General features: G+C 60.0%; 8 protein-coding genes and 1 pseudogene. 5 read left to right on the top strand and 4 right to left on the bottom strand.

Going from position 1 to position 11,972, the window contains the following annotated elements; all coding sequences use genetic code 11:
- Window positions 1-3: 3 nt before the first annotated feature.
- On the bottom strand, window positions 4-2,016 hold the full coding sequence (locus tag EN745_RS02120; RefSeq protein WP_189362929.1) for an acyltransferase family protein: 2,013 nt from the start codon (window positions 2,014-2,016) through the stop codon (window positions 4-6).
- A gap of 412 nt (window positions 2,017-2,428) precedes the next feature.
- Between EN745_RS02120 and EN745_RS02115 the strand changes: the two genes are divergently transcribed.
- Complete coding sequence (locus EN745_RS02115; RefSeq protein WP_189362928.1) at window positions 2,429-3,442, top strand: NAD-dependent epimerase/dehydratase family protein; 1,014 nt, start codon at window positions 2,429-2,431, stop codon at window positions 3,440-3,442.
- A gap of 170 nt (window positions 3,443-3,612) precedes the next feature.
- Entirely contained in the window at window positions 3,613-4,227 is a 615-nt protein-coding gene (locus EN745_RS02110; RefSeq protein ID WP_245482315.1) for an MraY family glycosyltransferase, read from the top strand.
- Between the two features lie 334 nt (window positions 4,228-4,561).
- Here EN745_RS02110 and EN745_RS02105 read toward each other — a convergent pair whose 3' ends face one another.
- The 3 genes from EN745_RS02105 to EN745_RS02095 form a co-directional block, all read right to left on the bottom strand.
- A complete protein-coding gene (locus tag EN745_RS02105) occupies window positions 4,562-6,007 on the bottom strand; it encodes an adenylate/guanylate cyclase domain-containing protein (RefSeq protein ID WP_127420419.1) in 1,446 nt (481 codons plus the stop codon).
- Between the two features lie 140 nt (window positions 6,008-6,147).
- A complete protein-coding gene (locus tag EN745_RS02100) occupies window positions 6,148-8,373 on the bottom strand; it encodes a mechanosensitive ion channel family protein (RefSeq protein ID WP_127420418.1) in 2,226 nt (741 codons plus the stop codon).
- 525 nt (window positions 8,374-8,898) lie between these two features.
- Window positions 8,899-9,084 carry a hypothetical protein gene (locus EN745_RS02095; protein ID WP_126058875.1) on the bottom strand — a complete coding sequence of 62 codons (186 nt, stop codon included), beginning with the start codon at window positions 9,082-9,084 and terminating at the stop codon, window positions 8,899-8,901.
- Between the two features lie 91 nt (window positions 9,085-9,175).
- Here EN745_RS02095 and EN745_RS02090 point away from each other — a divergent pair, with 91 nt between their 5' ends.
- The 3 genes and pseudogenes from EN745_RS02090 to EN745_RS02080 form a co-directional block, all read left to right on the top strand.
- A complete protein-coding gene (locus EN745_RS02090) occupies window positions 9,176-10,390 on the top strand; it encodes a glycosyltransferase family protein (protein ID WP_126058876.1) in 1,215 nt (404 codons plus the stop codon).
- 1 nt (window position 10,391) lies between these two features.
- Window positions 10,392-11,636, top strand: a complete 1,245-nt coding sequence (locus EN745_RS02085) for a glycosyltransferase (protein ID WP_127420417.1) — start codon at window positions 10,392-10,394, stop codon at window positions 11,634-11,636.
- A pseudogene (locus EN745_RS02080) lies at window positions 11,633-11,972 on the top strand (glycosyl transferase); the annotation flags it as partial. The gene EN745_RS02085 and the pseudogene EN745_RS02080, both read left to right, overlap by 4 nt.

The raw sequence follows: 11,972 nt of genomic DNA, 5'->3' as shown, positions 1-11,972 counted from the left end.
CACCTAGTTGCTCTTGCGGGTTGTCGGAGGCCGTGGAACGTTCATGACCGATACCCGAGTCTGTCTGTCATCAGCGGCGAGAGCCTGGTAGAGGCCCATCATCCGAGCGAGTAAGTCGTCGGTCTCCGGCTTCAAGTTTCTGCGCAGATGTGATGCGTCGCGGTAAATGAACTCACCATTGATGTAGGTGGCGCACTGCCGGTTCGGGCACATCCCTTTGAGCGGATCGACAAAGAACACCCCATCATGCTCAGTGAGCGACGCCAGCGCGACGACCGTCGGTGACCACACCCTCAGGATCCGGTCGCTATCTATATCGGTCGAGCAACGCCTCAATATCCTTTCGCGCATCGCCGCGCATGAGGTCAAATCCAGGCCGGGCCCCGGCACCTGACCAATGATTCCAATGCGCCGTTCGGGAGCGGTGATTTCTTCAACGAGGCTTCGCAGACCGTCGCGCATCAGCAGGACTTTGTCCGCTTGCCTGCCGTCGTCAGCAACGACATTGGTGTAGGCAAGGCTTGTCCAGGCAGAGGACAGCACCACGAGGTCGACGTCCGTGCGCTGTATCAGCATGCTGACCACGGCCTTTCGGGACGATGCGCAGCTTTCCCGGTAGTTAGGCTGCTCCGGAAAGTCGCGATGGACACCTTCTCCGAATGCTGCCGGGCAGGCATGATAAAGAAAGAAGGCCGTATTCTCCCTTTGGCCAACCGCATCCAATAGTGGGGCGAGATGCTCCGCATGGCTGTCGCCCCACAGCATGGCATGGCGTGCCGCCTTGTCCCAAGGTGCTCCGAATGCGCAAAACGTGCCGTCCAGTTCGCTTATCTCGACCATCTGCGGACATGGCCAATCCCACATCACATCGAGGCTGCGCATCGCCTCGACCTCCTTCGGGATCCTGCTGGCGATACCCCCGGCTTGGAAGATTGAATTGCCGCCCAGACCAACGATCAACGCGGTGGTCGCGCCGGCGATGACGGTTCTCAACGGAGGCTGCCGCAGTCGGCGAACGGGTTCTTCGACGAATCGCCAGGACAAATAAGCCGTCACCCAGGCTGCCGCGATGAGGATCAGCGCTTCGCCCGCTGTCGGCATCGCACCGCCGGCATAGTGACGGAAAAAGACCAGAATCGGCCAGTGCCAGAGGTACAGGCTGTATGAAATTTTGCCTGTGAAGCGGAGAGGCGCGCTTGAAAGGACCGCCGTAGCGATAGACGGGGAACAAGGCCAGACGAGCAAGACAGCCCCAGCCACTGGGGCGAGTGCATTCAGTCCCGGAAATGGCTGGCTCGAGGATAGCCAGATGGCGCTAGCGGCTATCAGGCAAAGGCCAAACAGTCCGAATGCCTCGGAGGTGCCCCGGCGGCCGATCGGTGGAACAAAAACCAGCAGGCCGCCTAGCGCCAGTTCCCAACCCCGGCTGAAGGGAGCATAGAACGCTTGCTTGGGATCGACTGCCACCAGGTAAAGGGCAATCGAAAAGCTGGTCAGCGCGACAAGGCAGATCGCCGCGACGATCGGTGACTGATGGCCCCGCCACAATCGGCTGGCGATGAACAAGAGGGCTGGCCACACGAGATAGAACTGCTCTTCGACGCCGAGGGACCAAAGATGCAGGAACGGCAGAAGCGTCGCCTCGCGGTCGAAATAGCCCGTATTCCAGAGGAAATAGTAGTTCCCAAGGCCGGCAGCGGAGAAGGCCGCACTGCGCCCAAGGCCGGCATAGTCACCCGGGAGCAGGAGAAACCAACCCGCCGCGAGCGACAGCCCCATCATCACCAGCATTGCTGGCAGGATACGACGCGCGCGCCGACCGTAGAATTCGGCGAGCGACAGTTCGCCGCCCTCCGCAACCAAAAGGCCTGTGATCAAGTAGCCCGAAATGACGAAGAAGATATCAACGCCGACGAATCCCCCGGGGAAACCGGGAACGTCGAAATGGAAAAGGATGACGGTGATGACCGCGATAGCGCGCAAGCCGTCGACGTCTGCCCGATAATCGAACTTCAAAGGTTCCCCCGAGCTATCTGTCGAAACGTCATGGCGTGATTGCAATCCGTGAGTCGATGGCGCGACAAGGCGCGGCCGGCGACGTTGCGATTCCAATAGTCTCACCGATACATTCGAATACTACCGTTTCCTTGCAATGCTAAACTGCGAGAAACATGGGGATACCGTGACAATTCATTTCACGCTAGAACGACAAAAACCTACACAGGTGTACCGGAATCAGTTCTGCCCTGTTGGGCTAGGGCGTCCTGGCTCCCGGTGACATGTCGGACGCTTGTTCGTTGGAGATATCGAGGACCGTCGAAAAACTCGGTCGACTTGTAGAAAACGAGTTGTTCAACGTGTCCTTGACTGTATAGAAAGGCTATCCCGTGAGAGGCGAGGGCCACGGGTCGTTCTGGAGGCGGCAACTTTGGACAACCATAGCCCGGACGTGGTTGAATTCGGCCCGCGGACACATGTCCTGGTTACAGGTGGCGCGGGCTTTCTTGGATCGGCACTGGTCGATCTGTTACTTGACCGCAATTGCAGCGTAACCGTCATCGATGATCTCTCGAACGGCTCGCTTCGCAACCTTCCGGTCGACAATCCCCGCCTGACGATCCGTACCTTCAGGGTCGGCGGCCCGGCCTTCAATGCGGCGGTCCATGACGAGGTTGGCCTGGCCGACGCCGTATTCCATCTGGCGAGCCCGATCGGGGTTCAGCTTGCCCACACGGAACGCTTTGCTGTCACCAGTGGCATTCTTGAATCAGGTTGCGCAATCGTCGAGGCGTGCCGGCTGCACCGGCGTCCGCTTCTTTATACATCGAGTTCGGAAGTTTACGGCTCCGGGCGCGACCGTCCGATTACCGAGTCTGATCCTGTGGTGACGGATCTCCGACCGCGATGGGGATATGCTGCCGCCAAGGCAGCGGTTGAGCATCTGATCGCCGGACTGTTTTTCGATTTTGGCATTCCTGCCTGGATTGTCCGGCCGTTCAATATGGCTGGGCCGCGGCAGCGCTCGGCGACCGGCCTTGTGCTGCCGGTATTTGTGAACTCGGCCTTACGGGGCGAACCGCTTGTCGTTCACGACGACGGCGAGCAAAGGCGGGCATTCCTGCATGTTGCCGATGCCGCCGAAGGGCTGCTCCTGGTCATGCAGTGCCGATCCTTGCAAGGACGGCCGGTCAATCTGGGCGGCAGCGAGGCGGTGCAGATCGGAAATCTCGCAAGGATGGTGGTTGAGGCGACCAAGACGAACGCGCCGATCGTCATGAGGTCTTCCAACGCGGTCTATGGCGAGAGGTTCGCCGTAACGCATGATCGCGTACCGGACACGAGTCTTCTGAGTACCATGACAGGTTGGCGCCCGCTGCGAAGCACAAGGCAGACGATTGTCGACTGCATCGAGCATATGCGTACCGAACGAGTGATGGCTTGACGCCTGGCCTATTGGTCCCGGTCATCGGGGCCCTGCTCATCGCGGTTCCTTGCGTCTGGCTGTTCGCTCGCCTTGCTAGGCGCATTGGAGCCGTCTCCAAGGTCAAGAGCGACCGATGGCACACATCGGGCGAAGTCCCTCGACTTGCAGGGCCCGCCCTACTGATTGCGATGTCCCCATGGCTTCCGGTTGGCCATATCCTGTTGCTGGCTCTTTTCTGCCTTGTCGGCGCGCTCGACGATGTCCGATCCCTTTCCGCCGGCGCCAAGGCAGCAGCGTTGGCCGCGGCAGCGATACTTGCCGGGATCATCACTGGTTTTTGGTGGGTACCGATCGTCATTTGGATCGCCTGCAACGCGGTCAACATGCTTGATCATGCCGATGGTCTTGCCGCGAGCACAATCGCAGCCGCCTCCCTCGGCCTTGGCGGTGATGCCGGGCTGGCCTGCGCCGGGGCGTGCGTCGGGTTCCTTTGCTTCAACTATCCGCCCGCCCGCGTCTTCATGGGCGATAGCGGCAGTCTTCTGCTCGGCGCGGCGGTCGTGCTTCACGCTTCTGAAAGGGGTTTCGGCTCCTCATTAGCGTGGCTTGCCGTCCCGCTGATCGACGCAATATTCGTTATCATCCGCCGTCTGCGGCACGGACGGCAGCCTTGGATTGGCGGCACGGACCACCTTGGCCACACTTTGCTGCGTCTGGGCGTAGGCGGTAAGACCTTGCCGGCTCTCTATGGGGTGACGGCACTCGCGATCGGCCTCGCATTCACTGCTTGGCAAAGTTCATAGAACCAAATGGATATCATCGTCCCAGGCCGCCATCCGAAATCGCAGCCTGGCACGCTGCGAAATAATATTCCCTAATTGTGGAGCGCCGCAAAGATGGCTTTGCCGATGGCGGGTGCGACGACGCTCTGCCAGGCTCGCCGAGGCCGGATCAGCCCTGCCTTTGGAGAAAAGACGCGCGCGCCGACCCCACTCTTAGTCCATCTTTCGTGTGCTTGCGATGACCATTCGCCATGCCGATGACCGAATTCGCGTAGCAGGCCTCGCCGGCACGTCGAGTGAACTCGGAAAGATCGATGCTGCGATCTCCTGAAAAGGAGTTGGCACGTAATCGGGCCTATCCGCGCTGGATGCGATAGACAGTTGCGTCACCTTCCACACCTCGAAGCGGCGCGTCAAAAGCCACGACACGGTGGCCGGCAAGCATTTCGCTGACCCCGGGCGCGGAATGGAGCGCCTCGGAAATGCAGATCTGTCCGGCCTCTGCCAGGGACTGCACGCGCGCGGCGACATTCACGGTCTGGCCGAAATAATCGAGGTTGTCGTTGAGCGTCACGGCGATCGACGGTCCACAGTGGGCACCGATCTTGAGGATGATCCCCGGCCCGTCATGGTCGCCGTTGAAGCGATCGATTTCTTCAAAGATGTGGAGTGCAGCCGAAATCGCATCCGACGGTTGCGAGAATACGGCCATCACCGCATCCCCAATCGTCTTGACCACCGCTCCGGAATGTTGCTGGACCGCAGCGTTGACCAGAGCGAAATGCTCGCGGACCAAAGCATAGGCGTTGAGATCGCCAAGGCGCTCATACATGGCGGTCGAACCCTTGAGGTCCGTGAACAGGAAGGTGATCTGCCGGATGCCCAGCCCCTCCTTTTCGTCGACACGTTCGGACCGGAAGAGCTGGCGGAAGGTTCCCCGCGCAAGCAGCGCTCCACCGGAAACATAAGGGTCGAAATCGAGTGCCGGCTTGGTGGTCAGCGCGACAAGCTCGGGCGGCCAGTTGATGACAAGCAACGAACCTCGCACCGGCCCCCTGTTCGCTACCTCAATGGCAATCGGACCAGGCGGCACAGCGGGCAACGCCGGCAAGAAGCGTTTGCCGTCGTAATCGACCTTCAGGAGTGTCGGCGCTGATACCGGGTCGCCCGATATTGGCACAGCGAATGCGGCCTGCGTCTGCACGTTAACGCCTGCAAGGGCGCCCGGTCCCAGGTCGGCGCGGAGCACTGTGGTGGTGCCGGGCGGTAGAAACGTCATGCCCCGAACGAAGCCACGCAGAACGTCAAGAAAGCGAACGTCTTGCCCCGGCAGCCGCCCGTCATGTCCGAAGTGGAGTTTCCAGTGAAAATCCTCGACAGGGAGCGTCTCGGGATTGTGGTAGGGAAGGTGCCGTAACTTCGGCGATACCGAAAAGGTGACCTCGATGAAGTCGTCGAGGTCGGTGTCGCCCGATACGTCGCACAGGCCACAGACGTAGTGGGTCCTCAGTGTGCGCAGGGCGCCGAAACTATCGAGCACCATCCCGGACTGGGGACAGAGCACATCCCAGCTCATGTCGAACAAGCCACAGCGGGCGGCATGAAGGAAGAGGTCGATTGCTTCAGGCTCGGCGATTGCGCGGTCGCGAGCAAAGGCTAGCGGATTAACGCGATAGAGTGAGTGGTCGTCGGCGCTCCTGATCAGCGCCTCGAATTTCGAGATGACGCGTGGGCTCCAGGCTCGCGCCTGCTCCACCTTGGTCATCTTGCTTTCGAGAAGACGATCGTTGACTTCCGTCACACCGGATCCTCAACCTAGCCTCGCGACAGCCTACTAAAAAAGCCAGCAGGATGCGAATGGATTGGATTCCTTTGTTGTACGACAGTCTGTCTAGGAGGATCGGACGGCACGCTGTGCACCAGAGCAGGTGTCACGGTTTCCTACTCCGTTGTGCTGGCTTTTTTTCTGCGCCGATTGGTGTGCGACTGCGCGACTGCCATTTTTAGCTCGGGTTTGGCCTCCACAGGTGCATTCTCTGCCCCATGTGAGTTCTGTAGCCCCTCGACGTGGACGGTCGGAAATGGGAGTTCGATGCCCTGCTCCTTGAAGACCTGGCGGAGGCGTACATAGAATTTGCGTTTCATACTGAAGGCGCCTCCCGGTCTTGTTGTGACCTTGACCCTCAATACGATGCCGTACTCGCCGAACTCCTGCACGCCCTGCATCTTGATCGGTGAGAGCACCCAGTGTTTGAATTCGGGATCTTCCGCCAGTTCGAGACCTATTCGCTTGATCAGCTTGCGAGCGAAGTCGATGTCAGTGTTATAGCCAACGGTGATGTTGAATTTGTCGGTGACCCAGTCACGGCTCTGGTTCTGGACTGCACCGAGTTCACCGAAAGGTATTGTGAACAGCGGGCCACGATGATGGCGCAGCTTCACCGAGCGCAGCGAAAAGCTTTCCACCGTTCCCACATAGCGGCCCGATGTAATGTATTCGCCAACACGAAACGCATCATCGAGCAGAAAAAACACGCCTGAAATGACGTCCTTGACTATGGTTTGTGCGCCAAATCCCACAGCGACACCAACGACGCCAGCGCCGGCGATCAGCGGGCCGATCTCGATACCCATTGAAGCGAGCATCATCAGCACCGCCATCACGACGATCACGGCGAGCAGAATGTTCTGGATGATCGGCAAAAGTGTGCGCAGCCGCGCCTGTTGCGGATCGAGGGTCGGGACCTCCTCGTCGTCGATCACCGCGTGCGGCGTTTCGATGCCCAGCTTTCGCTCGATCAAGGCTTTGATGATCGACCAGCCGAAGTCGGCTGCAAGCGCAATGACCATGACATTAATCAAGCCGCGCAATATGAGGTTGGTCGTCGTATCGCCGTCCCGCATGGACTGCATGTTCAGACCCCAGACACGCGCGAGAAAGTAAGCCGCCGCCAGGATCAAGATCATCCGGACTCCGCGATCGATGACAGCGATCGTCACCGCCGGAATCGTGGGCCGGCCGGCGTCGTCCGAACCCGGCCGCAGCACGAAATTGACGCCGCGCTGCGTCAGCACGATTGCCAAGGGCAGGAAGAATGCGGCGAAGGTAAACCAGAACAATATATTAAGACCGGCGATGCGCTGCAGGAACAGAACGACGAAATAAGCTGTCAACAACCATGTCGTTGCCGTATGACTGCTTTGGTGCGCACCATCTCGCTGTGTTCTTGGCCGGCGCCAAACGGCAACCAGCAAAAGCAATAGCAGCACGAAATCGGCGCCCGTTGACAGGACCAGCATTCCATCCTGATCGATGCCGAGACCCGGCAAGAGGATAAACGCGGCGGCGAAGAAGGCGAAGACGCCGACGATCCGGGGCAGCCAATAGAACCAATGGTCAGCCGTTTCGTTGGTGACCGGCAAGGCACGAACCTCGACGGCGTTCTCGACGTTCATGAAGGAAGGGACGAGCATGGCTGCCAGATACATGCGCACAGCCGCTGTACCGACTGCAGCCAGCAGAAATGTCAGCACGATCTCGCGGATAAGCATTGGCCAGTCGAACAACATGAACGCGCCGGCGCTGCCCAGCGCGAACGAGACGATCAGCAGGCTGGAATAAAGCGTGCGACCACCAATCTTCTTGGCTCGCCCAATGGGCGTATCCTTCGGCTGCGCGATGATCCAAAGACGAAACGGACGGGTCAGCCTGTACGTTGCCCAGGCGAGCGCCACGCCGGCAGCGATGAACATCGCAATCAGCAGAAATACGCCGGGAGGCCCCTTTCTGGACATATCCTGCATGGTCTCTGCCCGAGCGCGCTCAAACTGGTCTGGCAGCAACGGCAAAGTTCGCACGATTCTTTCGATATGATGCTTGATCCGATCGAGCGTCGACGATGCCATCGTATTCATCTGGCTCGGGGCGACGCCAGCGTCGGACGATGCGCCGGCCGGTGAAGCTCCTGCCGCGGCAGGCGCTGCCGTTGACCCGGCGTCCTGATTTCGTTGTTCGGCCATCCAGGCCTTCACCGACGGATCGTCGAGTAGCTCGAATAGCTGTTTGACCTTTTCAGGCGGGACGGTCGCCGGCGCCTGCGCCTGTGCCGAACCAGCAAACAAGAGGGCGATCCCGAAGACCAGCGGCCCGGCAACCCGGACAAGCATGGCAGTCAGATCTCCGAGAGTTCGTCTCGGACGCGCCAGACTCCCAACTCCCAATCGTCGAACCAAGAGTGGCATCGTGCTGTAACCTTCCCCTCAAATCGGCAAGCAACGACATCTATGTCCGTCGTTGCGCCTACCTTGAAGAAACCGATGTTGTGGTGCAAGACATCCTTCCGGGCTAGACCGTTGCGCCGGGGTACCTAACAGTGTTTATTTTCCCGCCGGGGCAGGGCATTCCGGCCTCGGCCTGGCGTCCCTGACGAACTAAAGTGCTTTGAAAGCAGCATCTGCGGCGACCACGCTGGAGGTCGTGGTTGCGCCTCCAAGCTGGCGGCACCGAATGACAGCACAATGTCGTCGCGCTGTGCATTTGGCAAAAGCGCGTGGATTCGATCCCCTCCATCGGTATGCGCTCGAAACACTAGGCAATGTGTCTGGGTGTATGGCCGCCGCTTGGGACCCTTCAGATGAAGGACATTTGATGGTGTCAGCGAGGACAGGTGCGAGCGCTTTGTGCGAATGTGGCTACATGGAGGGCTTCGGATTCTTGGCGTCCGTGTACACCTCGAGGTACGAGTTTGGGGTGACGAGCGCCATCTGGCCTTTCGCATCGCGCCGGTCGGCGAAGTGTGCATAGGGGTCGACGAGCTCGCGGATGGCGAGGCGATCTGCGCCTTCTTGGGTAATACAAATTGAAAATTGCGCCTTCATGTTTCAAAACAGGTCGGTTGACCCAGGATGGTTTCGAAGCCAGCGGGTCGCTGACGGTCCTCAAGGCGAGAATTCGAAAAGACGTTCAACCATGACCCAACACGCAGAAAACGCCCGAATTCTCATGTACAGCCACGACACGTTCGGGCTCGGCCACCTGCAGCGCTGCCGCACTATCGCGCATTCGCTTGTCGAGAATTTCCACGGACTTCAGGTGCTTATCATTTCGGGTGCAACGATCGCTGGCGCATTCGACTACCGCGCCCGTGTCGACTTCGTGAAGATCCCCAGCGTCATCAAGTTGCGCAATGGCGAATACACCTCGCTGGAAAAGGATATCGATCTGCATGAGACGCTAAGGATGCGCCAGTCGATTATCCGCCACACGGCCGAGACATTCCGGCCGGATATCTTCATCGTCGACAAGGAACCGCTCGGCCTGCGTGGAGAGATTGAGGACACGCTGTCCTACCTCAAGACGCGGGGCACCACGCTCGTTCTCGGCCTGCGCGAGGTGATGGATGCGCCGCATCTGCTCGAAGCGGAGTGGGCACGCAACGATGTGATGCGCAAGATAGGCCTATTCTACGACAAGGTCTGGGCCTATGGTCCGCCGGATTTCTACGATCCGTTGACGGGCTTGGATGTGCCGCCGGCAGTCAGGGCAAAGATGAGGTTCGTCGGTTTCCTGCAACGGAGCCTGCCGCGGAATGAGTTGCCCGGCCACAGGCCCGAGGGCGACTATATCCTCGTTACCACCGGTGGCGGCGGTGACGGCGCCGAACTGATCCACGACGTCATCGATGCCTATCAGCAGGATCCACGATTGCAGCACAGGGCGCTGATCGTGCTTGGGCCTTACATGCCAGCGCGCAAGCGCAACAAGCTGCTCAGGAAGGGGGCCAAGATCCCCTACATCAAGATCATCGAGTTCGACAACCGCATGGAAGACCTGATTGCCGGCGCCAAGGCGGTCGTGGCAATGGGCGGTTACAACACCTATTGCGAGATATTGTCTTTCGACAAGCCGGCGCTGATCGTGCCGCGCGTCGAGCCTCGGGAGGAACAACTGATCCGCGCTCGGCGCGCAGCCGAACTCGGCCTCATCGAGATGCTTTTGCCGGAAGAAGCCAAGGATTCCCAGCGGTTTGCCGATGCACTGGTGATGCTGCCAGACAGGCCCCGCCCATCACAGAGCAATCCGCATCTGACGCTGGAAGGGCTGCCTCATATCTCCGAAATCGTTGCGGAACTGCTCGACCGGCGGGCCGGCCATCACCTTTCGGTCATCGAAGGACTGAACTGAGTTGCAACGTCGCAAGATCGTCGTGGTTCTGAAGGGCTATCCGCGGCTGTCGGAAACCTTCATCGCGCAGGAACTGCTTGGTCTCGAGCGTGCGGGATTCGACCTAGTGATCGTCGCGCTCAGGCGGCCGACCGATGCAAAACGCCACCCCGTGCATGATGAGATCAAAGCGCCCGTCCATTATTTGCCCGAATATCTGCATGACGAGCCGCTGCGCGTCGTTCGCGCGCTGATTGCTTGTCTGCCGCGGCCGGGCTTCTGGCGCGCACTTAGATCACTGGCTAGCGATATCCCCCGCGACTTTACGCGCAATCGCGTGCGCCGCTTCGGGCAGGCACTCGTGCTGGCGGCCGAATGGCCGCAAGACGCGGGATGGTTGCATGCACATTTCGTGCACACGCCGGCGTCGGTGACGCGCTATGCCAGCCTGCTTCGTGGCCTGCCCTGGAGTTGCTCGGCCCATGCCAAGGACATCTGGACTTCGGCGGACTGGGATCTGGCCGGCAAGCTTTCCTCGGCGCGTTGGACGGTAACCTGCACGAAAACCGGCTTCGACCGCCTGAAGGAGCTCGCCAACGGCAACTCGTCCGTGCATCTGAGCTATCATGGGCTCGACCTTGATCGCTTCGGCAGCTTTGGCGAGGCGCGAAAACAGCATGACGGCTCAGCGCCGGGCGAACCGGTCGTCGTTCTGAGTGTCGGGCGCGCAGTCGAAAAGAAAGGTTACGATACCTTGCTGGAGGCCCTTGCCCTTCTGCCCGCGGATTTGGCGTGGCGTTTCGAGCATATCGGCGGCGGCGAGGAACTGGAACGGCTCAAGGCGCTGGCGCGAAAGCTCGGCCTGGATGGTCGCGTCTCCTGGAAAGGCGCGCTTGCGCAGAAGGAGGTGCTGGAACACTACCGAAGCGCCGACATTTTCGCCCTGGCCTGCAGGATTACTGCAAATGGTGACCGGGACGGTCTGCCGAATGTTCTGGTGGAGGCGGCCAGCCAGCGGCTTGCCTGCGTGTCGACCGATATTTCCGGCGTGCCGGAGCTTATATCGCCGGACGAAACCGGTCTGCTGGTGCCGACGGAAAACCCTATTGCCTTGGCACGGGCGCTGGAGCGTCTGATTCGTGATCCCTTGCTGCGCGCCCGCCTCGGCGAGGCCGCTGAGGGGCGCGTGCGAAGCAATTTCGATCATATGGCAAGCATCGGACAGCTCAAGCAACTGTTCCAGCAGGAGTGGCAGGCTGCCGAATGAAGCGGCTGCGCGCCTTCTTCTATGTCCAGCACCTGCTCGGCATCGGCCATCTCGCGCGCGCCAGCCGCATCGCGGCGGCTTTGGCCGATGATGGGTTTGACGTAACCGTCGTGACCGGCGGCGCGCCGATCGCGGGGTTTCCGGGACCGGGGTTAAGATCTGTGCCCCTGCCACCTGTCACCTCCGGTGATGAAGGATTTTCAGGGTTGGTCGACCTGCAGGGCAAACCCATCGACGATGATTTCAAGAAGTGGCGCTCAGAGATGCTGCTGCAGGCATTCCGGGATTGCAGGCCTGATATCGTCATTATCGAGGCGTTTCCATTTGGACGCCGGC

It is taken from the genome of Mesorhizobium sp. M4A.F.Ca.ET.022.05.2.1 (assembly GCF_003998845.1).
Taxonomy (GTDB): Bacteria; Pseudomonadota; Alphaproteobacteria; order Rhizobiales; family Rhizobiaceae; genus Mesorhizobium.
Note: the sequence above shows the minus strand (reverse complement) of the source record. Positions and strands in the feature narration are given on the sequence as shown.

Excerpts from the sequence above, each read along its gene's own strand:
- EN745_RS02110 (WP_245482315.1), top strand. The coding sequence starts at position 3,613 with ATGTCCCCATGGCTTCCGGTTGGCCATATCCTGTTGCTGGCTCTTTTC.
- EN745_RS02100 (WP_127420418.1), bottom strand. The coding sequence starts at position 8,373 with ATGCTTGTCCGGGTTGCCGGGCCGCTGGTCTTCGGGATCGCCCTCTTG.
- EN745_RS02095 (WP_126058875.1), bottom strand. The coding sequence starts at position 9,084 with ATGAAGGCGCAATTTTCAATTTGTATTACCCAAGAAGGCGCAGATCGC.
- EN745_RS02090 (WP_126058876.1), top strand. The coding sequence starts at position 9,176 with ATGACCCAACACGCAGAAAACGCCCGAATTCTCATGTACAGCCACGAC.